This window comes from Actinophytocola sp., assembly GCF_036002505.1.
GTDB lineage: Bacteria > Actinomycetota > Actinomycetes > Mycobacteriales > Pseudonocardiaceae > DASYTH01.
The window spans coordinates 15,180-34,992 of record NZ_DASYTH010000428.1; the positions used below are offsets into that span (position 1 = coordinate 15,180).

Genomic DNA, 19,813 nt, shown 5'->3' on the forward strand with positions numbered 1-19,813 from the left:
AAAGTGATGCCCGTTGTTCGTCGGAACCCTCGAGCTGGACGTGCTGCTCGGTGACGTCCATTCGCTGAAGGAGAAGCGGTCCGCGGTTCGGCCGGTCATCGCCGAGCTGCGCCGCAGGTTCGAGGTGAGCGCGGCCGAAGCCGGCCACCTCGACCTGCACCGCCGCGCCCTGATCGGGGTCGCCGCGGTGGCCCCCGACGCCGAGCACGTGCGCGACCTGCTGGACGCGTGCGAACGCCTGGTGGCCGGCCGCCCCGAGCTGGATCTGCTCTCGGCTCGGCGCCGGCTCCTCGGCCCAGACGACTGAAGAGGAACAAGGAAAGTGCCTGACGCACCCCGCGCCCGAAAGCTCGCCAAGCGCATCGTGAGGATCGTCGCGTCCGCGCTCGAGCACGAGGTCAAGGACCCGCGCCTGGCTTCGGTCACGATCACCGACGCCAAGATCACCGCCGACCTGCGCGACGCGACCGTCTACTACACCGTTCTCGGCGAGAGCCTCGACTCCCCGCCGGACCGCGCCGCCGCCGCGGCCGCCCTCGACAGCGTCAAAGGCGTCCTCCGCACCAAAGTGGGCCAGGGCACCGGCGTCCGCTTCACCCCGACCCTCGCCTTCGTCGCCGACTCCATTCCCGAAGACGCCCGCCACATCGACGAACTCCTAGCCAAGGCAAAGGAAGCCGACGCCGAAGTAGCCCGCCTCGCCAACGGCGCCCAGCCCGCCGGCGATCCCGATCCCTACAAACCACCCCGCGAAGAAGAGCCCCTCGAGGACTGACTTTGCCTGCCAGGCAAGCACTTTCATCCGGGTGAACCTGTCCCGCCGGTACGTGAAATCCGCACTTCGTCGGCATACCGTGTGCCCATGAAGGATCACGAGCCCACTGTCCGCTCCCGCGAGCTTGGCCTGGCAATTCTTCGCGCCGCCCAAGCCAGAGGCCTCAGCGGCCGAGAACTCGGTCGCCTCCTCCAGTGGTCGGACAGCAAAGTCAGCCGTCTCTACAGCGGCAAGCGCGGCGCCAGTCCCGCCGACGTCGCCGCCATCCTCGCCATCTGCGGCATCAAGTCCCCGAAACGCGACGAGCTGGTCAAACTAGCCCACCGCGCCAACGAACGCGGCTGGTGGCAGGAGTACGGAGACCGCCTCCCACCCGAGCTGACCACGCTCACCAACTACGAAGATGCTGCCATCACAGTCGTCAACTACGAGAACGTGCTCGTTCCCGGTCTGCTGCAAACAGCCGAATACACACGCGCGATCTTGCAATCAATTCCTACTATCCCCGCGAGCGAGTTGGACGAGCGGATGGGTGTTCGCATCCTCCGTCGGCAGGCTCTGGATCGCCAGCCGCCGGCCGCCTTCCGGTTCTTTATCGATGAGATGGCGCTGACCCGCAAGGGGCCGGGCCGGGAGATCATGTCCGAACAGGTGCATCACTTGCTGCGCTTGTCGGTGCGATCCAACATCGAGATTCGGATCATCTCTGACTCGGCTGGCATCCACGCCGGTCACATGCCGTTCAAACTCATGGGGTTCAGCGAGCTGAGTCCCGTCGTGCACATCGAGTGCCCTACCTCGGTGTTGTTCCTGGAGCGCAAAGACACTATCGCCGGCTACCGCCGGACCGTGGCCAACCTCGATAATGTTGCCCTAGACGAGCAACGTTCCCGCGCCTGGCTTGCTGACTTGGCAAAACAGCTGGGTGCGCGAGAGGATCACGATGAGTACGCTTCTGCGCTGGAGGAAGACTTCCCGAAGTGATCACACGGACTGTGTAGAGGTGGGCTACCCACCTCTACAGTGGCGCAAGAGTTCACGTAGTGCGGAAAACGACTGCGTCGAGGTAGCCGCCACCGCCGTCCGCGACTCCAAGAACCCCGGCCCCACCCTCCACTTCCCCGCCCCGAACCTCGCCGCTTTCCTCAAGGCCCTCGCTTAGCCCAGCACCAGCAGGTCCGCGACACCGAAGATCGGTTGCGGGTCGGTCTCCCCGGCCACCGCCGCATCGAGCGCGGCGAAGCCCTGCTCGAGCTCCTCCTCGGTGAGGTGCTCGAAGGTCGAGACGGCCCGCATCCGCCACCGCGCCGCACAGTCCGCCAGGCTGTCGGCCAACCGGACTGGACAGGCCTCCAACGCCAGCCGCTCCAGCCCGACCCGGCCGAAGGTCCCCACAACCTCCTCGAGGCTCGGAAACACCGCCTTCTCGATCTCCACCAACCGCGGAAAGAACCGGTAATAGGGCGCGTCAGGCAACCGGTCGGAGAAGGAACCACGCATCAGCACCCGACCCCCGGGCCGCAGTACCCGCGCGATCTCCGCAGCCCCCGCGTCCCGATCCCGCACGTGGTGCCACACCAGAAACAGCACCACCACATCACAACTACCGTCCGGCAACGGTATCCGCTCCGCCGCCCCCGCAAGATACGTCACCGCGGAATGCCCCGCCGACTCCTCAGCCACCCCCCGCATCCCACTCGACGGCTCCACCCCGTACACCGGCCCACCGAACGCCTCCGCCAACGCCGGCGTGAACCGCCCCACACCCGACCCCAGATCGAGCACGACCAACGGCCGCCGCCCCGGAGCATGCTCGCCGAACCGGCGCATCCACTCCGCCAGCGCCGCGGAACTGATCGCCCGCCCCGCCGCATACACCGTATGCAGCCGCCCGTCGTAATCAATCCGCTCCACCGGCACGCCCTTCAGTCGGCCAGCAGCGTATCGAGAAGGAGCTAAGCCGACTGCGGCAGCGAGGTCCGTGGCCCAGCTGAGTCAAGCCGCTCAATCCGGACCACCCGCGCACCCGGGACGGCCGTCTCGATCGCGGTGATCGCGCTGGCCACAGGTATCGCGAAGCTTGGCGCCTCACGGTCAAACACAGCCCGCTGCACGCCGCCCTCGCTCATGAGCAAGGCGTCATCACAGCCCGCCTCGAACAGCGCATCCGCATCCGGACTGTCCGGGCTCGTGAGGTCGACACCGATGATCACCACGGCGAACGGGAAGATCATCGCGCCACCAGTCTGTTGTCGAGTCGCCTCTGCTAGTCGGGCAGCAAGGCATCAAGATCGATGGTCAGGGGGCAGGGCCGCTCGACCTCGAAGGTGTGCTTGCAGCGCTGGTCCTCTTCGAAGTCGCCGCAGCAGACCATGTAGACCGTGGCGGTGACGTGCGGGCGGGGGTCGACGATCCAGAGGTTCTCGATGCCGGCGTCGGCGTACTCGACCTGCTTGTCCAGCATGTCGCTTTCGCGGTTGCCAGGCGACAGGATCTCGATCGCCAGCAGCACGTTGGAAGCCGGGTTCGGACCGCGCCGCGCCAGGTCGCTGCGCATCACGACTAGATCAGGGACCCGCACCTTCGGCCAGGCGGGTCGGAGATCGACCTCGACCTCGGGCAGGACATCCAGGCCGGACGGCAGCTGACGATCAATCTCTGTTCCCAGCCGTAGGAGCACCTTCATACGGAGGTTTGAGGGGCGGGGACTCACGGTGATGACGCCATCCTGGAGTTCGTAACGGTACGTGTTGTCCTCGGGCAGCCGCGCGAACTCCTCCACCGAGTAGCGCCGACGCAGGTCGTACGGCACTAACGTCGGGTTGACGTGGTGGTGGGGAAAGGGCATCGCGGTCAATGAGGCTCCTTGGATGGCTCTGAGTACACGGTACTACCAGGAACCGGGATCCGCGGGGACGCGGCCTACCAGCGCGTACTGGACAATTCTGAGCTGCTGGGCCCGATCTTGAGGTGGCTTCGGTAACCTTCCCGTGACCTGTCGGCGAGTGACCGTGGACGGCGGTGACGTTGAGCCATAGGACGGGCCGGATGACGCGTCGAGGCTTGCTGGTTGGCGGCCTGGGCGCGGGAATCGCGGCCCTCAGTGGATGTTCGGCCCCTCCTACCCGGGCCGATGGTGGTGTACCGGTGAGTCAGCCGCCGCAGTCGTTGGCGGCTCCGACCGGCGTGCCCAACGAGCCGGTGACCACCGAGCGGGTGCACTCGCCGGCTCGGGGCACCTCCGTCGAGCTGATCACGATGCGGCCGGCGGGGGTGGCCGGGCGGATGCAGATCTGCCTTGCGCTGCACGGAAAAGGCGCGGGCGCGCGGATGTTTCTGGATCTCGGTGTGCCGGACATGCTGAACAACCTGGTCGCGCAGGGGGTGCCGCCGTTCGCGGTGGTGGCGGTGGACGGCGGCGACAACTACTGGGTGGCGCGCAACGCCGACGATCCGCAGAAGATGCTCACCGTGGACGTCCCGACGTGGATGGCGAACCGCGGGTTCGAAACGCTGCCGTTCGCGGCGCTGGGCATCTCGATGGGTGGGTACGGCGCGCTGAACTATGCGCGTAACCCGGGGCTGTCGGCGGTCGCCGCGGTCAGTGCGGCGCTGTTCAACTCATGGCCGGATGCTCGCGGCCGCAACGCTTTCGCCGATCAGGCGCAGTGGGAGGCGACCGAGCCGCTGCGGCACACCGACGACATCCGGACGGTGCCGCTCGGCGTCTGGTGCGGCACCAGCGACTCGTTCGTCGCGCAGGCCCGGCAGCTGGTCACCAAGGCCCGCCCGCGGATCTCCGCGATCGGCGCGGGCGGCCACGACGCGGCCTACTGGCGCAAGGTGCTGCCCGAGGTGCTCCGCTTCGTGGGCGAGACCCTGCCGTAGCTGTCAGGCTGGATTCGTGGCCCTTGAACACGATCTGACCGCCGCCGCCGAGCTGCTCCGCACCGCCCGCGAGGTCACCCTGCTCGCCCACGTCAACCCGGACGCCGACGCGCTGGGCAGCGCGGTCGCCCTCGGCACGGCGCTGCGCCGGCGGGGCGCCACCGTGCGGGTCTCGTTCGGCGCCCCCGAGGAGATCCCGGAGACCCTGCGCGGCCTCGACCCGGACGGGCTGGTGGTGCCCGCACGAGACGTGCCACCAACCGCCGAAGTCCTGGTCGCCCTGGACTGCGGGAGCCAGGGCCGGCTCGGCCGCCTCGCGGACCGGGTCGGCGCCACGACCGCCGCCGGGGGCGCGGTTCTGGTCGTCGACCATCATGCGTCCAACACCCGGTTCGGCACCCATCACGTGGTCGACGACCGCGCCGAGGCCACCGCGGTGCTGGTGCTTCAGCTGATCGACGCGCTGGACGTCCCGCTGGACGAGCACATCGCGCGCTGCCTCTACGCCGGTCTGATGACCGACACCAGCATGTTCCGCCGTGCCACCCCGGCCACCCACCAGGTGGCCGCCCGCCTGCTCGCCGCCGGGGTCGACGCCGAGGCCCTGGCGAAGGAGCTGGTCGACAGCCACCCGTTCGCCTGGCTGCGGATGCTCTCCGCGGTGCTCGGCCGGGCGGTGCTGGAGCCGGACGCGGCCGGTGGGTTCGGCCTGGTTCACACCGTCGTCTACCAGTCGGACCTCGAGGGGTTGCGGGTCGAGGAGGTGGAGAGCGTGGTCGACATCCTGCGCACCACGGTCGAAGCCGAGGTCGCCCTGGTGCTCAAGGAGGTCCTGCCCAGCCGGTGGACCGGCTCCCTGCGCGCGGTCGGGAAGGTGGACGTGTCGGCCGCGGCCGCGCGGCTCGGCGGTGGCGGGCACCGGCTCGCGGCCGGGTTCACCGCGGAGGGTTGGGCCGGCGAGGTCCTCGCCTCGCTTCGAGCCGCGCTCGACGAGCCGGTACTCATCTGAACCGATCGTGGTGTTACTCCAGTTGGTGCTCTAGATTGTGCAATGTTTGCCGGATCACCACCGGTCAGACGCTGGACGTGCGGGCGAAGCGGCCCAACGAGGAGGACTAGACCATGGCGACCGTGACCTTCGAGGGCGCGACGCGCTTCTACACCGGCAACGACAAGCCGGCCGTCGACAATCTGGATCTCGAGGTCTCGGACGGGGAGTTCCTCGTGCTGGTCGGCCCGTCGGGTTGCGGAAAGTCCACGACGCTGCGGATGCTCGCCGGCCTGGAGGGCGTCGACTCGGGCAGCGTGCGGATCGGCGAGCGGGACGTGACGAACCTGCCGCCCAAGGACCGGGACATCGCGATGGTGTTCCAGAACTACGCGCTCTACCCGCACATGACCGTGGCGGACAACATCGGCTTCCACCTCAAGATCAAGAAGGTGCCGAAGGCGGAGCGGATGCAGCGCGTGCACGAGGCCGCGGAGCTCCTCGACCTCGAGCCGTACCTGGACCGCAAGCCGGCCAAGCTCTCCGGTGGCCAGCGCCAGCGCGTGGCGATGGGCCGCGCGATCGTCCGCCGCCCGCAGGTGTTCTGCATGGACGAGCCGCTGTCGAACCTGGACGCCAAGCTCCGGGTGCAGACCCGCACGCAGATCGCCTCGCTGCAGCGCCGGCTCGGCGTCACCACGATCTACGTCACGCACGACCAGGTCGAGGCCATGACCATGGGCGACCGGGTGGCCGTGCTCAAGGACGGCCTCCTGCAGCAGTGCGACACCCCGATCGGCCTGTTCGGCAAGCCGAAGAACCTGTTCGTGGCCGGCTTCATCGGCTCGCCGGCGATGAACCTGATCCCGGCGACGGTCAACGGTGAGGTGGCCGAGATCGGCGGCCAGCCCATCGAGCTGACCCGCACGCAGCGCTCGGCGCTGTCCGGCAACAACGTGGTCGTCGGCATCCGGCCGGAGGGCTGGGAGATCCGCCCGGCCGGCGAGGGCGTCTCGGCCGTCGTCGAGGTCGTCGAGGAGCTCGGCAGCGACCAGTTCCTCTACTGCACGGCCAGCACGAAGGTGATCGCCGCCGACGAGACCGTGGACCAGGGTGAGGCCCCGCACGCGATCACCGTGCGCGCCGCCGGCATGTCGCACTGGCAGCGCGGCGAGAAGATCGGCCTCGTCCCGCAGCCCGGCGCCGTGCACCTGTTCGACGCCGAGTCCGGTGACCGGCTGCCTGACTGAAGTGCGATGAAGGGGGCCTTCCTCACGTCCAGCGTGAGGAAGGCCCCCTTCATCGCACTGGTCGCACGTCGCGAGCGGATTCGACCTCGTGGCCGTCGGCGCACACCATGGCCATGTGGATGGGGGAGCCGCACTCCTTGTGCGTCAACACGACCGACGGGCCCTCGTCGTCGGCGAGGTACTTGTCCCCCCACTCCAGCAGGCCGAGCAACACGGGGTAGAGGTCCAGGCCCTTGTGGGTGAGGCGGTACTCGTAGCGCTGGCGCTGGCCGGGTTCCTGGTAGGGGATCCGCTTCAGGATGCCGTGCTCGACGAGGTGGGCCAGGCGCGCGCTGAGCACCTGGCGGGGTGCGCCGGTGTCGGCCTGGATGTCGTCGAAGCGCCGGACCGCGTTGAACGCCGCGCGCAGCACCAGGATCGTCCAGCGTTCGCCAAGCAGCTCCAGGGAGCGCGCGATCGAACAGTCCACCGGCCGGTAGCGCATCAGCGTTGATTCCGTCACGTAGACGATGCTAAGTCTAGTTGACAGACCCAGCAACGACCGGGCAGGCTGCGTGCGTGATTCAAACTCAGGTCTGCATCCGAACGGCCACCGAGGCCGACGCCGGGGCGGTTCGGGCCTTTCTCGCTGGGCTGTCGCCGGACACGCAGTACCAGCGGTTCTTCACCGGTCTGGGCTCGGTCTCGCCGAGCCTGGTGCGCGAGCTGGTGACGGTCACCCCGCGGCAGCGGGTCCTCCTGGCCGTCACCGGCACCGAGGTCGTTGGCCACGCCATGGCATCCACCAACGCCGCCGGCGCGGTCGAGCTCGGGGTCGTGGTCGCCGCCGGGTACCGCCATCGCGGCCTCGGCACCCGCCTGATCCGTGGCCTCCTCGAACACGTCGTCGACGCCGGCGCGGACCGGCTCCAGATGGACGTGCTCGGCGAGAACGAGCTCGTCCTCGAGTGGATCCGGCGCAGCCTCCCGGAAACGCTGTTCGAGCCGGACGGCTACACCGTCACCGGCCACGCGCCGCTCACCCGCGCCATGATCGAGGTTCCGGTGGCCGTTTGACCTGACCGGACACTCTCCCGAAAGATTCCTCGCGCACATGTCGATCTGGGGGCTCCGCGTTCGACGCGTGGGCAGCGCCGGGTCATGCCCGGGCCCCAGCACTGAGGGACGACAGGGAGAGCAGACATGGAACGCACATCTTGGTGGCGCCGGTACGCGGTCGCCGCCGGCGCGCTGATCATCGCGGTGACCGGGCTGGGACTCGGCGCTCCGGCGTCGGCCGCCACCGACGGTTCGGTCCAACCGGTGCGCCAGTGCGCCGACCTGGTCCGGGACTACGCCATCCCGGGCGCGCCCACCCACGTGACCACGGCCGAGGAGCGCTCCGGCACCGGCGAGCCGCGGCACTGCTACGTGGTCGGCCACGTCGAGCCCGCGGTGGAGTTCCACCTCAAGCTGCCGCTCGACACCTACAACGGCCGGTACCTGCAGAAGGGCTGTCACGGCCTGTGCGGCACCTTCCTCGACGAGGCGTTCCCGCCGGCCACCACCTGCGGGCCGCGGTCCGGGGACTTCGCCGTGGCGGCGACGAACGACGGGCACGCCGGCCAGGACCCGTTCAACAACCCGCCGAACCCGTTCGTCCAGATCACCGACGGCACCTGGGCGGCGAGCAACCAGGCGGCCCGGGACAACTACTTCTTCCGTGGCCCGCACGTGGTCTCGCTGGCCGCCAAGCGGATCATCGCGCGGTTCTACGGCGCGCCGCCGCGGCACTCGTACTTCGACGGCTGCTCCACCGGTGGGCGCGAGGCGCTGCTGCTCGCCCAGCGCTACCCGACCGACTTCGACGGGATCATCGCCGGCGATTCGGCCGCGTACAACGGGCCGCTGATGGGCGTGTACTTCACCTGGATCGCCCGCACCCTGGCCGGCGCCAACCTCACCACGACGAAGCTGGCGAGCCTGCACAACGCCGTGGTCGGCGCGTGTGACGGGCTGGACGGCCTGATCGACGTCCAGATCGAGGACCCGCGCGCCTGCACCTATGACCCGGCGCTGCTCCAGTGCCCGGCCGGCACGGACGCGGACACCTGCCTGACCCCGGCCCAGGTCGACGCCGCCACGAAGATGTACCGCGGTCCGGTCGACGAGCAGGGCCGCCGGCTCTACCCGGGCTGGGCCTCGCGCGGTTCCGAGCCGGCCTGGGACGGGCTGAGCTTCCTCGCTCCGCTGCCGGACAACTACCTGCGCTACGTGGGTTACCCGATCGGGACGCCGCACTCCTCGCTCGCCGAATTCCCGTTCACCGTGGACGAGCTGAACCGGCTCACCGCCGAGGGCGCCAAGGCCAACGCGCTCAGCCTCGACCTGTCCGCGTTCCGCCGCGCCGGCGGCAAGCTGATCATCTGGCACGGCTGGGAGGACCAGTCCATCCCGGCGGTCGGCACGGTGGACTACTACGCCCGGCTGGTGCAGCGCAGCGGTGGCCTGCGGGAGACCCAGAAGTTCGCCCGGGCGTTCCTGGTTCCGTCGATGTACCACTGCTTCACCGGCGGCGACCAGCTGCAGGAGTTCGACCCGCTTCCGGAGCTGGTGAGCTGGGTCGAGCGCGGCCAGGCACCCGACCGGGCCATCGCCACCGGCCGTAACCCGCAGACCCACGAGATCACCCGTACCCGCCCGGTGTTCCCGTACCCGTTGCGCGCCAAGTACGACGGCACCGGCAGCATCGACGACGCCGCCAACTTCGTGCCCGCGCCGCCGATCGTCTCGCCGGCGCACGACGTGATCGACTGGGCCGGCAGCTACCTGCACGACGTTCCCGGCCCGGTGGCTCGATAAGTTCCTCACCATCCACATGAGAAGGAGAGCAGTCATGCGTTACCTCACGATGGTCAGCGCCCCGGAGAACGCCGGCCCGCCCCCGCAGGGCCTGATGGACGCCATCGGCAAGCTGGGGGAGGACGCCACCAAGGCCGGTGTGCTGGTGGAGACCGGAGGCCTCGGCCCCAGCGCCCTCGGTGCCCGGATCCGCTTCGGTGGCGGGAAGATCACGGTGACCGACGGCCCGTTCAGCGAGGCCAAGGAGCTCATCGGCGGCTACGCGGTCTACGAGACGAAGACCAAGGAGGAGGCCCTCGAGTGGTGCCGCCGCTTCGCCGAGGCCCACATTGAGCACTGGCCCGACTTGTCGGGCACGGTCGAGATACGCGAGGTCGTCTTCCACCAATAGCTCCACCGTCCACATCGAACACCCCGGGGAACCCCTCGGGGTGTTGCTTTTTTCTGAAGAATTTCTTGCCGCGGTGTCGATTCCGGTTCGCTCCGCTCGACGCGTTGGCAGCGGCCGGAAATACCGGCCCTACGTCTCGAAGGAGAAGAGCGATGCGATTCCTCACCATGGTCAAGGGTTCGGAGAACGCCGGCCAGCCGCCGCAGTCCCTGATGGAGGCGATCGGCAAGCTCGGCGAGGAAGCCACCATCGCCGGCGTGCTGGTCGAGACCGGTGCGCTGGGGCCGAGCGGGCTGGGCGCCCGCATCCGGATCGGCGGCGGCAAGCTGGACGTGACGGACGGCGCGTTCGGCGAGGGCACCGAGCTGGTCGGCGGCTACGCCGTGTACGAGGTCGAGTCGAAGGAGGAGGCCCTGCACTGGGGCCGCCGGTTCGCCCAGCTGCACGCCGACCACTGGCCCGAGTGGACCGGCGAGGTCGAGATCCGCCAGGTCGTCTTTCGCCAGTAGTTCCGCGCACCAACGCAGGCGCCCCAGGAAACCCCTGGGGCGTCTGCCTTTTACGGCACCGGCACGAACGGCTCGGCCAGGTGCGCGGTGCCGATCGTGCCGCCGGCCGCCCGGATCTCGTCCAGCACCGCCATGCGCGTGGCGGCCGCCTGCTCGGCGTCGTCGTCGTACAGGTAGGTGACCGCCGGGTTCTTGAGCTGGACCGCGTGCAGCACCAGGTCACCGGTCAGCACCAGGTCACCGACCCGCACCACCTGATGGCCGGGCGTGTGCCCCGGCGTGTGGATCACCCGGATTCCGGGCACCACCTCGACGTCTCCGTCCACGACCTGCACGCGCTCACCCAGCGGCCCCAGCACGCGCTCGCGGACCGCCCCGGACGCCCACTCCACCTCCGCCCGCTGCAACACGTGCCGCGCGTTCGGAAACGCCGGCACCCCGCCGAGCACCGTCCCACTCACGTGATCGCTGTGCACATGGGTGATCACCACCACGTCGATCTCGTCCGGTGCGGTGCCCGCCGCGGCGAGCTCCTCCGGCAGCCGTCCCGGCACCGGCGCCCAACCCGCCGCCAGCGAGTCCGTTCCGCCGATCCCGGTGTCCACCAGCACGGTGCGCCCACTCCGGTCCCGCAGCAGGTAACACCGGAACTCCAACACCCACTCGCCGGTGTCCAGCCCCGCCCAGTCCGCCGCCGACGCGTTCGCGAAGATCTCCGCGAGCGGCCTTCGCAGCGGCGCTCCCAACGGCCCCACCGCATCCCGGAGCGGCACCACCTCGACCCCGTCGACCATCCTCGGCGCATAAGGCATACCGCGATCGTGTCAGACCCTGCTACCCTGAACGCAGGGCAGCGAGCATGCCGGCTCAGCCGCGTGCGATCCGCGCCCCACTCCTCTCGAGCATCGAGCGCCCTCTCGTGGCGCCTGCTCTCCCATATCCCCTCAGGGGAAGGAAATTCATGTCCACATCCGTACAGTTCTCCGACTCAGAAAGTCCATATCAGACAGTCAGCGGCCTGCTCGACGTCCGCGACAAGGTCGCCCACCTGCGCTCCGACCGCTACCTGCCCGGCCCGGCCGACGCCCGCATGCCGCTCGTCCAGGTGAAGCGGCACGGTCTGCGCGCCGGTGACCACGTGGTCGCCACCGGCTCCTTCAACGAGGTCATCTCGGTCAACGGCAACCCGACGTGGCGTGACCGCCCCCGCTTCGCCGACCTGACCCCGATCCACCCCCACGAGCGCATCCACCTGGAGACCGCGTCCCCGACCACCCGTGTGATCGACCTGTTCGCCCCCATCGGCAAAGGTCAGCGCGGCCTGATCGTCGCCCCGCCCAAAGCCGGCAAAACCCTGATCCTGCAGGACATCGCCGCGGCCATCTCGGCCAACCACCCGGAATGCCACCTCATGGTGGTGCTCGTCGGCGAGCGCCCCGAGGAGGTCACCGAGATGCGCGAGTCCATCAAAGGCGAGGTCGCCGCGTCCACTTTCGACAGAGCCGACCGCGACCACACCACGGTCGCCGAGCTCGCCATCGAACGCGCCAAACGCCTCGTCGAGCTGGGCCAGGACGTCGTGGTCCTGCTCGACTCCCTCTCCCGCCTGGGCCGGGCCTACAACAACGTCGCCCCCAACGGCGGCCGCATCCTGGCCGGCGGCATCGACGCCGCAGCCCTGCTCCCACCTCGCCGCTTCTTCGGCGCCGCAAGGAACATCCGAGAAGGCGGCTCCCTCACCATTCTTGCCACCGCCCTCGTGGAGAACGGCTCCCGCATGGACGACAACTTCTTTGAGGAGTTCAAGGGAACCGGCAACATGGAGCTCCGCCTGTCGCGCCCCCTCGCCGACAAACGCATCTACCCCGCCATCGACCTCGACGCCTCCAGCACCCGCCGCGAAGAGATCCTCCTTAACCCCCACGAACGCCAACTGATCTGGCAGCTCCGCCGAACCCTCAGCGGCCTCGACCGCCAGCAGGCCGTGGAGATCCTGCTCGACAAGCTCAAGAAAACCTCGTCCAACGCCGCCTTCCTCGGTGGCCTCCGGCAAGCCGCGTAGCGTCCCGAATGTCGAACTCACTTGCCTGAGCGTCGAACTCAGTTGCTGGAGAGTCGAACTCGCGGGTCCTGGCGGGAGCGGAAGGCCGCGACGTGGACGCGGTTGGCGCAGCGGGCCGAGCAGAACCGTTTCGCGCGGTTGGTGGAAGTGTCCACATAGAACTTGCCGCAGTCGTCGGCGGCGCAGCGGCCCCAGCGTTGCAGCCCGTGGTGCACGATGCCCTGCGCCAGACCCCAGGACGCGGCCGCCGCCACCTCGGTCGCCGGGGGCTCCGTCGGGTCCGCCACGTGGACGTGCCAGTCGGCCACCGCCTCGTCGTGGCCCGAGGACAGCCGCGGCCGCAGCGGGTGGGCCGCCAGCAGCGCGTTCACCTCGCGCACCACGCCCTCGCGGTCGGTGTCGACCATCGCCTCGAACGCTTGCCGCAGGCCGGCCGCGACCTTGCGCAGTGCCCGGACGTCCCGTTCGGTCACCCGCTCCGACCACCACGGCTCCTCGTGGAGCGCCGCCCGCAACTCGTCCACCCCGGTCAGGTCCGCGTTGGCCAGCCGCAGCGCGACATCTAGGTAACTGGCGTTGTCCACGAGCGGTCCTTACGTATAGGCTGCGAATCTGTCAGGGGCACTTTGCAGCATTGCACCTTACCGGAGGAGGCATGCGCGGACCACGCCAGATCATGCGGCTGGCGCTGCCGGCGCTCGGGGTGCTGGCCGCGGAGCCGCTGTACGTGCTGGTCGACACGGCGGTGGTGGGCCACCTCGGCGCGGTGTCGCTGGCGGCCCTCGCGGTGGGCGGGACGGTGCTCGCGCAGGCCGTCAGCGCGCTCACGTTCTTCTCCTACGGCACCACGGCGCGGACCGCCCGGCTGCACGGGGCCGGCCGGCGGGTCGACGCGGTGGCCGAGGGCGTGCAATCCACCTGGCTCGCGGCGCTCGGCGGGCTGCTGCTGCTCATCGCCGGCCTGGCACTGGCCGGCCCGATCGCCCGGCTGCTGGCCGGCCCCGGCGACGTCTCGGCCGCCGCGGTGGGGTGGTTGCGCATCGCGCTGCTCGGCACCCCGTTCATCCTGATCACGATGGCCGGCAACGGTTGGATGCGGGGTGTGCAGGACACCGCCCGTCCACTGCGCTATGTGTTGGCGGGTAACGGAATCTCCGCCGTATTGTGCCCACTTCTGGTGTACGGCACGGACTTCGGCCTCGCCGGCTCGGCGATCGCCAATGTGGCCGCGCAGGTGATCTCCGCGAGCCTGTTCCTGCGCGCGCTGGCCGCCGAGCGTGCGCCGGTGCGCCCGCAGCCGGCGGTCATGCGCGCCCAACTCGCGGTCGGGCGCGACCTGATCCTGCGCAGCCTCGCGTTCCAGGTCTCGCACATCTCGGCCACCGCGGTCGCCGCGCACACCTCCGCCGCGGCCGCCGGTGCGCACCAGATCGTGCTGCAGCTGTGGATGTTCGTGGCGCTGGTGCTGGACTGCCTGGCCATCGCCGCCCAGTCGCTGATCGGCGCCGCACTCGGCGCGGGCGACGCCCGGGGCGCGCGCGAGCTGGCCTGGCGGATCACCGGCTACGGGACGGTGCTCGGCGTGGTGTTCAGCGGTGTGTTCGCGGCGCTGGCCGGCGTCCTACCTGGAGTGTTCACTTCGGACGGTTCGGTGCTCGCCGAGGTCCCGCACGCCTGGTGGTTCTTCGTCGTGATGCAGATCATGGCCGGCACCCTGTTCGCCTTGGACGGGATCTTCCTCGGCGCCGGGGACGCCGGATTCATGCGCAACGCCACCATAATCTCGGCCGTGCTCGGGTATCTTCCGCTGACCTGGGCCGCGCTGGCGTTCAGCTGGGGCCTGTCCGGCATCTGGGCCGGGCTCACGCTGTTCGTGCTGATTCGCTTGGTGCTGGCGGCAGGCCGGCTGCGCTCCGGCCGGTGGGCCGTCACCGGCGCGGTACTCGCACGTGATCGAGCACACGCTTAGCTTTGCTAACGATTCCCTCCGCGGCGGCGCTGTAACCAGCGTGCGTGCTCTGTGGATCTGGGTGGTCGCCGTGGTTGTCTACATCGCCGCGGTGTTCCACCGAACTTCCCTCGGTGTGGCGGGTCTCGAAGCGGCACAACGGTTTCACGTCGGACCGGCGGCACTGGGCACGTTCACCGTGCTCCAGGTCGGGCTCTACGCCCTGATGCAGGTCCCCACCGGGCTGCTGGTCGACCGCTTCGGACCCCGCCGCGTGCTCACCGTCGCCGCCGTCCTCATGGGACTCGGCCAGGCGCTGTTCGCCGTCGCCGCATCCTACCCGCTCGGCCTGCTCGCCCGCGCGGTGCTCGGCGTCGGCGACGCGATGACGTTCGTGAGCGTCCTTCGCTTGGTGGCGGCGCACTTCCCGGCCCGGCGGTTCGCCGCGCTCGCCGCGCTGACCGCCGCCCTCGGCACCGTCGGCAACCTGATCGCCACCGTGCCGCTCACCCTGCTGCTGGACAGCGCCGGCTGGACCGCCACCTTCCTCGTCGCCGGCGCGGCCACCACCGGCTACGCGATCGTGATCGCGCTGCGCCTGCCCGGCCCGCCGGCCGACACCCGGGCCGGCGAGCCGGTGGGCGAGGTGCTCACCGAGGTCCGGCGGTCCTGGCGGGTGCCCGGCACCCGGCTCGGCTTCTGGGTGCACTTCTCCACGATGTTCGCGCCGGCCGTGCTCGGCCTGCTCTGGGGCTTCCCGTACCTGGTGCAGGCGCAGGGCCTGAGCACCGGTGCCGCGGGCTCCGTGCTGGGGGTGCTGGTGCTCGGTGCGCTCCTCGGCGGGCCGGCCCTCGGCGTGCTGATCAGCCGCCGCCCGGAGTGGCGGATGCCGCTGGTGATCGCCTATCTGGCCAGCGCGCTCGCGGTCTGGGTGGTGCTGCTCGGCTGGCCCGGCGGGCGGCTGCCGCTCACCGTCCTGGTCGCGGCGTTCGCCTGGCTCTCCCTCGGCGGACCGGCGTCCAGCATCGCGTTCGCCCTGGCTCGCGACTACAACCCGATGCGCCGCGTGGGCACCGCCACCGGCGTGGTCAACGTCGGCGGCTTCGTGGCGATCACCCTGTCCGCGCTCGGCATCGGCCTGCTGCTCGACCTCACCGGCTCGTTCCGGATCGCCCTGCTGGCCCTGGTGGTGCTGCTGACCCTGGGCGCGTGGCGGACCGCAGTCTGGTGGCGCCGGGCCCGCGCCGCGGTGTTCGCCGCCGAGGCCCGCGGCGAGGCCGTCCCGGTCCAGCTCACCTACCGCCGGTGGGACGCCGACGTGGTGGCCGCCTAGGAGCGGACGCGGGCCGCGGTGTTGGCTGGACGAAGGAGCAGCGCGCGAGGAACGAGCGCCGAGCAGCGCACGGAGGAAGCCAACACCATCTGCGGCCACGCGGGAGCGACGAATGTGACAGCCTGTCGCACCGTGAAGCCAGGTCTGGTCGTGATCGACAAGCCGGCCGGGATGACGTCGCACGATGTCGTCGCCCGGGTTCGGCGCATCCTCGGCACCCGCAAGGTCGGCCACGCCGGCACGCTCGATCCGCTGGCCACCGGCGTGCTGGTGCTGGGGGTGGAGCGGGCCACGAAGCTGCTCGGCCACCTCGCCCTGGACCGCAAGGCGTACCTGGCCACCATCCGGCTCGGCGCGGCAACCACCACCGACGACGCCGAGGGGACCGTGCTGTCCACAGTGGACGATCTCAGCTCCGTGCGGGACAAGGAGATCGCCGAGGGGATCGCGGCGCTCACCGGTCCGGTCGCGCAGGTGCCGAGCGCGGTCAGCGCGGTGAAGATCGACGGGAAGCGGGCCTATGCCCGGGTGCGGGCCGGTGAGGACGTGGTGATCCCGCCGCGGCCGGTGCACGTCTACCGGTTCGACCTGCTGCACACCCACCGCGAGCCCGGTGCGATCGACCTGGACGTGCTGGTCGAGTGCTCGTCCGGCACCTACGTCCGGGCGCTGGCCCGCGACCTCGGCGCCGGGCTCGGGGTCGGCGGCCACCTCACGGCGCTGCGCCGCACCATGGTCGGCCCGTTCGGCCTGAAGCTGGCGCGCACCCTGGAGCGGCTCGAGGAGGAGCCCACGCTCTCGCTCGACCTCGACGCCTCGGTGGCCGCCGCGTTCCCCCGCCGCGACGTCGACCGCGACCTCGCCGCCGCCCTCGCGCACGGCCGCCGCCTGCCCGCCGCGGGGATCGAAGGCACCTACGGTGTGTTCGACGAGGACGGCCACGCCCTTGCGCTCGCCGTCGATGAGGGCGCGGTGACCCGGGCCCTGGTCGTGCTGAGCCCGGCCGGGTGACCGGCTTGTAGGCTGCCGGGTGTGCAGCGGTGGCGTGGACTGGACAGCCTGCCTGGGGGCTGGGGCCGCTGCGTCGTCACCGTCGGTGTGTTCGACGGGGTGCACCTCGGCCACCAGGAGCTGATCCACCGCGCGGTGTCGCTGGCCCATGAGCGCGGGTTACCGAGCGTGCTGCTCACGTTCGACCCGCACCCGTCCGAGGTCGTCCGGCCGGGGAGTCATCCCGCGCAGCTCACGACGCTGCGGCGCAAGGCCGAGCTGGTCGAGGCGCTGGGCATCGACGTGTTCTGCGTGCTGCCGTTCACCCCCGAGCTCTCCAAGCTCCCGGCCGACGAGTTCGTGCACGAGGTGCTGATCGAGAAGCTGCACGTGGCCGCCGTGGTGGTAGGGGAGAACTTCGTGTTCGGGCACGGCGCGACCGGCACCGTCGACCAGCTCAGCCGCCTCGGCCACCGGTTCGGGTTCGTCACCGAGGGGGCGAAGCTGGTCACCGTGCCGAACGCCCAGCCCGGCGACGAGATCACGTTCTCCTCCACCTACATCCGGGCCTGCATCGACGCCGGCGACGTGCGGGCCGCGACCGCCGCGCTGGGCCGGCCGCACCGGCTGGAGGGCATCGTGGTGCGCGGCGACCGGCGCGGGCACGAGCTGGGCTTTCCGACCGCCAACCTGTCCACGCCGCGCTACGCCGCGGTGCCCGCCGACGGGGTGTACGCCTGCCAGTTCTCCCTGCTCAGCAACGGTGGCCCGCGCAAGGCAGCGGTCTCGGTCGGCACCAACCCGACGTTCTCCGGGCGGGAGCGCCGGGTCGAGGCGTTCGTGCTGGACGTCGAGGCCGACTACTACGGCCAGCGGGTGGCCGTCGACTTCGTGGAGCGGCTGCGCGACATGGAGCGCTTCCCGTCCAGCGAGGCGCTCGTCGAGCAGATGCACCGCGATGTCGAACGTACCCGCACGGTGCTGGACCAATCGGGTTAATGGGCGACGAGGATACGGCCGAGTGTTCCAATTCTCCACGCCCGATGTGCTGGACTGGCAAGATGCAGTGGACTGACCTGCGATGAGGTGCTCAGGGGAGAGGCGGCCGTGGAGGACCACAAGATCGTCCAGCGGAACCTCGCGCTGCAGCGCGAGTGGTATGGCGAGCCGTTGGGGGATCGGGTGCGCCGGCTGGTGGTCGCGTTCGACGTCTCCCAGGCCAACCTCGCCGACGTGCTGGGGATCAGCGCGCCGATGCTCAGCCAGGTGATGAGCGGCCGGCGCGCCAAGATCGGCAACCCGCAGGTGCTGGCCCGGCTGATCATGTTGGAGCGCAAGGTGTTCCAGCCCGACGTGGCCGCCGGCAAGCGCGAGGCGCTGCAGCGCGCGCTGGACGAGGTGCGCGAGTCCCGGCCGTCGGTGACCCGCGACAACCTGCCGGTCGACGTGGGCCGCAACGACCGGGTGGCGGTCGCGGCGCTGCGCCGGGTGGCCGACCCGAACGACCTCACCGCGGCCGCGGACCTGCTCAACGGCAAGTTCCCCGACCTGGCCGACCTGCTGCGCCGGGCCGGCCGCCACTGACTGACCGTCCGTCCCTGGAGGCAATAACTACCGTGCCGAGACTCTTCTCCGCGGTCGAGCTGCCCGACTTCGTGGCGGCCGACCTGGCGGCGCGGCTGGACAAGGTGCGGGCCGAGGCCGACCCGCTGCGCTGGGTCGAGCCGGACAGCTGGCACATCACCCTCGGCTTCTACGGCAACCGGGAACACGCCGACCGGCGTGGCGCATGGCTGCGCCGCCGCGCCTCGGGACTTGCCGCGCCACGCATCCGGCTCGCCGCCGCCGGCGGCTTCCCCGGCGTGCTGTGGATCGGCGTCGACCCGGCCAACCGCGCGGCCGAGCGGGCCATGCTCGCCGTGGCCACCGCCGCCCAGCCCGACGAGGGCGACGACCAGGAGTTTCGCGCCCACGTCACGGTCGCCCGCTGGCGCCGCGGCCCCGATCGCAACCCTCTCGCCGAACGCGCCGCCCTCGCGCTCGGCGACTACAACGGCCCGTGGTGGGTCCCCCGCGAGCTCGTCCTCTTCTCCAGTCAGCTCAAACCGGAGGGCTCGATCTACTCCGTCGTCGAGCGCATCCCGCTGAAGGTCACCTGACGTGCGAGCTCGACATTCCTGGGGCCGGGGCCGCCTCGCGGCCTGGGGTGGGGGCTGGCGGGGCCATGGTGGCACGAGTGGGTGACGGTGGGTTCATGATCACTGCCTGGGGACGGAAATGCTTGAAAATCGAGCACTTCCGTCCCCAAACGGCGATCTTGCCGGCATGACCTGCGCTCGAGTGTCGAACTCGCGGGGTGAGGTCACCTGAACGCGAGCGGAATTCACCGCCTGGTAACGTAAGGGGTTGGGTCCGGCTGCAGTCCGTGGCGGCCGTGACCGTCTCACCTTGTCCGCGAGGGCAGGGCCCCACGGTACGCGCGAAGATCGAGGAGACGACGAGTGGCGCTGTCCACCGAGCAGAAGAAGACGATCCTGGGCGAGTACGGACTGCACTCGGCCGACACCGGGTCGCCGGAGGCCCAGGTCGCGATGCTGACCAAGCGCATCAGCGACCTGACCGAGCACCTCAAGGTGCACAAGCACGACCACCACTCCCGCCGGGGTTTGCTGCTGCTGGTCGGCCGTCGCCGCCGGCTGCTCAACTACCTGACGAAGGTGGATATCGAACGCTACCGATCGCTGATCCAGCGCCTCGGTCTGCGCCGATAGCTAGCCCGAGGGGAGTGGCCACCAGGGTCACTCCCCTCGTACATAACTGAACTGAGGAATAAGCACA

General features: G+C 70.1%; 25 protein-coding genes. 19 read left to right on the forward strand and 6 right to left on the reverse strand.

Translation table 11 applies throughout. The annotated features are described in order from the left end of the window. Positions 1 to 13: 13 nt before the first annotated feature. The 4 genes from VGR06_RS37850 to VGR06_RS37865 all read left to right on the forward strand — a co-directional run bounded on the left by VGR06_RS37850 (position 14) and on the right by VGR06_RS37865 (position 1,937). Positions 14 to 307: a DUF503 domain-containing protein gene (locus tag VGR06_RS37850; protein ID WP_327564037.1), complete on the forward strand. Its 294-nt coding sequence runs from the start codon at positions 14 to 16 to the stop codon at positions 305 to 307. 15 nt (positions 308 to 322) lie between these two features. Next, the gene (gene rbfA / locus VGR06_RS37855) at positions 323 to 775 is read left to right on the forward strand and encodes a 30S ribosome-binding factor RbfA (RefSeq protein WP_327564038.1); all 453 of its coding nucleotides are present in this window, start codon (positions 323 to 325) and stop codon (positions 773 to 775) included. 87 nt (positions 776 to 862) lie between these two features. Then, complete coding sequence (locus tag VGR06_RS37860) at positions 863 to 1,759, forward strand: helix-turn-helix transcriptional regulator (protein WP_327564039.1); 897 nt, start codon at positions 863 to 865, stop codon at positions 1,757 to 1,759. Beyond that, the gene (locus VGR06_RS37865) at positions 1,719 to 1,937 is read left to right on the forward strand and encodes a DUF397 domain-containing protein (RefSeq protein ID WP_327564040.1); all 219 of its coding nucleotides are present in this window, start codon (positions 1,719 to 1,721) and stop codon (positions 1,935 to 1,937) included. The genes VGR06_RS37860 and VGR06_RS37865 overlap by 41 nt, the downstream gene beginning before the upstream one ends. On the opposite strand, the gene VGR06_RS37870 is transcribed toward VGR06_RS37865, so the two are convergent. Genes VGR06_RS37870 through VGR06_RS37880 form a run of 3 tightly spaced genes read right to left on the reverse strand, consistent with a single transcriptional unit; the run spans position 1,934 to position 3,623 of the window. Next, a complete protein-coding gene (locus tag VGR06_RS37870; RefSeq protein WP_327564041.1) occupies positions 1,934 to 2,689 on the reverse strand; it encodes a class I SAM-dependent methyltransferase in 756 nt (251 codons plus the stop codon). The genes VGR06_RS37865 and VGR06_RS37870 overlap by 4 nt on opposite strands. 41 nt (positions 2,690 to 2,730) lie before the next feature. Then, the gene (locus VGR06_RS37875; RefSeq protein WP_327564042.1) at positions 2,731 to 3,009 is read right to left on the reverse strand and encodes a hypothetical protein; all 279 of its coding nucleotides are present in this window, start codon (positions 3,007 to 3,009) and stop codon (positions 2,731 to 2,733) included. A 32-nt stretch (positions 3,010 to 3,041) separates the two neighbouring features. After that, entirely contained in the window at positions 3,042 to 3,623 is a 582-nt protein-coding gene (locus VGR06_RS37880; RefSeq protein WP_327564187.1) for a Uma2 family endonuclease, read from the reverse strand. A gap of 299 nt (positions 3,624 to 3,922) precedes the next feature. Here VGR06_RS37880 and VGR06_RS37885 point away from each other — a divergent pair, with 299 nt between their 5' ends. From VGR06_RS37885 to VGR06_RS37895, 3 genes are all read left to right on the forward strand, one after another. Next, positions 3,923 to 4,663: an alpha/beta hydrolase gene (locus VGR06_RS37885; RefSeq protein ID WP_327564043.1), complete on the forward strand. Its 741-nt coding sequence runs from the start codon at positions 3,923 to 3,925 to the stop codon at positions 4,661 to 4,663. A gap of 16 nt (positions 4,664 to 4,679) precedes the next feature. Next, positions 4,680 to 5,672, forward strand: coding sequence for a DHH family phosphoesterase (locus VGR06_RS37890; RefSeq protein WP_327564044.1), 993 nt, complete (start codon positions 4,680 to 4,682; stop codon positions 5,670 to 5,672). Positions 5,673 to 5,785: 113 nt separating this feature from the next. Next, positions 5,786 to 6,901 carry a sn-glycerol-3-phosphate ABC transporter ATP-binding protein UgpC gene (locus tag VGR06_RS37895; RefSeq protein ID WP_327564045.1) on the forward strand — a complete coding sequence of 372 codons (1,116 nt, stop codon included), beginning with the start codon at positions 5,786 to 5,788 and terminating at the stop codon, positions 6,899 to 6,901. A gap of 49 nt (positions 6,902 to 6,950) precedes the next feature. Here VGR06_RS37895 and VGR06_RS37900 read toward each other — a convergent pair whose 3' ends face one another. Continuing rightward, positions 6,951 to 7,403: a helix-turn-helix domain-containing protein gene (locus VGR06_RS37900; RefSeq protein ID WP_327564046.1), complete on the reverse strand. Its 453-nt coding sequence runs from the start codon at positions 7,401 to 7,403 to the stop codon at positions 6,951 to 6,953. A 56-nt stretch (positions 7,404 to 7,459) separates the two neighbouring features. Between VGR06_RS37900 and VGR06_RS37905 the strand changes: the two genes are divergently transcribed. From VGR06_RS37905 to VGR06_RS37920, 4 genes are all read left to right on the forward strand, one after another. Then, a complete protein-coding gene (locus tag VGR06_RS37905) occupies positions 7,460 to 7,957 on the forward strand; it encodes a GNAT family N-acetyltransferase (protein ID WP_327564047.1) in 498 nt (165 codons plus the stop codon). Between the two features lie 126 nt (positions 7,958 to 8,083). Then, positions 8,084 to 9,742, forward strand: a complete 1,659-nt coding sequence (locus VGR06_RS37910) for a tannase/feruloyl esterase family alpha/beta hydrolase (RefSeq protein WP_327564048.1) — start codon at positions 8,084 to 8,086, stop codon at positions 9,740 to 9,742. A 34-nt stretch (positions 9,743 to 9,776) separates the two neighbouring features. Then, positions 9,777 to 10,133 (forward strand): YciI family protein, encoded by a 357-nt coding sequence (locus VGR06_RS37915; protein WP_327564049.1) that lies wholly within the window; start codon positions 9,777 to 9,779, stop codon positions 10,131 to 10,133. 152 nt (positions 10,134 to 10,285) lie between these two features. Beyond that, the gene (locus tag VGR06_RS37920; RefSeq protein WP_327564050.1) at positions 10,286 to 10,642 is read left to right on the forward strand and encodes a YciI family protein; all 357 of its coding nucleotides are present in this window, start codon (positions 10,286 to 10,288) and stop codon (positions 10,640 to 10,642) included. Positions 10,643 to 10,692: 50 nt separating this feature from the next. Here the strand turns inward: VGR06_RS37920 and VGR06_RS37925 are convergent, their stop codons facing one another. Further along, positions 10,693 to 11,454 (reverse strand): MBL fold metallo-hydrolase, encoded by a 762-nt coding sequence (locus tag VGR06_RS37925; RefSeq protein ID WP_327564051.1) that lies wholly within the window; start codon positions 11,452 to 11,454, stop codon positions 10,693 to 10,695. Positions 11,455 to 11,603: 149 nt separating this feature from the next. Here VGR06_RS37925 and rho point away from each other — a divergent pair, with 149 nt between their 5' ends. Beyond that, positions 11,604 to 12,704 carry a transcription termination factor Rho gene (rho, locus tag VGR06_RS37930; RefSeq protein ID WP_327564052.1) on the forward strand — a complete coding sequence of 367 codons (1,101 nt, stop codon included), beginning with the start codon at positions 11,604 to 11,606 and terminating at the stop codon, positions 12,702 to 12,704. A gap of 38 nt (positions 12,705 to 12,742) precedes the next feature. On the opposite strand, the gene VGR06_RS37935 is transcribed toward rho, so the two are convergent. Continuing rightward, positions 12,743 to 13,288, reverse strand: coding sequence for a CGNR zinc finger domain-containing protein (locus VGR06_RS37935; RefSeq protein ID WP_327564053.1), 546 nt, complete (start codon positions 13,286 to 13,288; stop codon positions 12,743 to 12,745). Positions 13,289 to 13,359: 71 nt separating this feature from the next. Here VGR06_RS37935 and VGR06_RS37940 point away from each other — a divergent pair, with 71 nt between their 5' ends. The 7 genes from VGR06_RS37940 (at position 13,360) to rpsO (ending at position 19,746) form a co-directional block, all read left to right on the forward strand. Next, the gene (locus tag VGR06_RS37940) at positions 13,360 to 14,673 is read left to right on the forward strand and encodes an MATE family efflux transporter (protein ID WP_327564054.1); all 1,314 of its coding nucleotides are present in this window, start codon (positions 13,360 to 13,362) and stop codon (positions 14,671 to 14,673) included. Positions 14,674 to 14,713: 40 nt separating this feature from the next. Further along, complete coding sequence (locus VGR06_RS37945; protein ID WP_327564055.1) at positions 14,714 to 15,985, forward strand: MFS transporter; 1,272 nt, start codon at positions 14,714 to 14,716, stop codon at positions 15,983 to 15,985. A gap of 132 nt (positions 15,986 to 16,117) precedes the next feature. Continuing rightward, positions 16,118 to 16,996 carry a tRNA pseudouridine(55) synthase TruB gene (truB, locus tag VGR06_RS37950; RefSeq protein ID WP_327564056.1) on the forward strand — a complete coding sequence of 293 codons (879 nt, stop codon included), beginning with the start codon at positions 16,118 to 16,120 and terminating at the stop codon, positions 16,994 to 16,996. 21 nt (positions 16,997 to 17,017) lie between these two features. After that, positions 17,018 to 17,974 (forward strand): bifunctional riboflavin kinase/FAD synthetase, encoded by a 957-nt coding sequence (locus tag VGR06_RS37955; protein WP_327564057.1) that lies wholly within the window; start codon positions 17,018 to 17,020, stop codon positions 17,972 to 17,974. Positions 17,975 to 18,082: 108 nt separating this feature from the next. Further along, positions 18,083 to 18,559, forward strand: coding sequence for a helix-turn-helix transcriptional regulator (locus VGR06_RS37960; RefSeq protein ID WP_327564058.1), 477 nt, complete (start codon positions 18,083 to 18,085; stop codon positions 18,557 to 18,559). 32 nt (positions 18,560 to 18,591) lie between these two features. Then, positions 18,592 to 19,134: an RNA 2',3'-cyclic phosphodiesterase gene (gene thpR, locus VGR06_RS37965; RefSeq protein WP_327564059.1), complete on the forward strand. Its 543-nt coding sequence runs from the start codon at positions 18,592 to 18,594 to the stop codon at positions 19,132 to 19,134. Positions 19,135 to 19,476: 342 nt separating this feature from the next. Further along, positions 19,477 to 19,746: a 30S ribosomal protein S15 gene (gene rpsO / locus VGR06_RS37970; protein ID WP_327564060.1), complete on the forward strand. Its 270-nt coding sequence runs from the start codon at positions 19,477 to 19,479 to the stop codon at positions 19,744 to 19,746. Positions 19,747 to 19,813 lie beyond the last annotated feature (67 nt).

Bases quoted from the DNA above. Each gene is read 5' to 3' on its own strand.
- VGR06_RS37910 (WP_327564048.1), top strand. From the start codon at position 8,084: ATGGAACGCACATCTTGGTGGCGCCGGTACGCGGTCGCCGCCGGCGCG.
- VGR06_RS37920 (WP_327564050.1), top strand. From the start codon at position 10,286: ATGCGATTCCTCACCATGGTCAAGGGTTCGGAGAACGCCGGCCAGCCG.
- VGR06_RS37940 (WP_327564054.1), top strand. From the start codon at position 13,360: ATGCGCGGACCACGCCAGATCATGCGGCTGGCGCTGCCGGCGCTCGGG.
- rho (WP_327564052.1), top strand. From the start codon at position 11,604: ATGTCCACATCCGTACAGTTCTCCGACTCAGAAAGTCCATATCAGACA.
- VGR06_RS37925 (WP_327564051.1), bottom strand. From the start codon at position 11,454: ATGCCTTATGCGCCGAGGATGGTCGACGGGGTCGAGGTGGTGCCGCTC.
- VGR06_RS37880 (WP_327564187.1), bottom strand. From the start codon at position 3,623: ATGCCCTTTCCCCACCACCACGTCAACCCGACGTTAGTGCCGTACGAC.
- VGR06_RS37915 (WP_327564049.1), top strand. From the start codon at position 9,777: ATGCGTTACCTCACGATGGTCAGCGCCCCGGAGAACGCCGGCCCGCCC.
- VGR06_RS37875 (WP_327564042.1), bottom strand. From the start codon at position 3,009: ATGATCTTCCCGTTCGCCGTGGTGATCATCGGTGTCGACCTCACGAGC.
- VGR06_RS37895 (WP_327564045.1), top strand. From the start codon at position 5,786: ATGGCGACCGTGACCTTCGAGGGCGCGACGCGCTTCTACACCGGCAAC.
- VGR06_RS37865 (WP_327564040.1), top strand. From the start codon at position 1,719: ATGAGTACGCTTCTGCGCTGGAGGAAGACTTCCCGAAGTGATCACACG.
- VGR06_RS37860 (WP_327564039.1), top strand. From the start codon at position 863: ATGAAGGATCACGAGCCCACTGTCCGCTCCCGCGAGCTTGGCCTGGCA.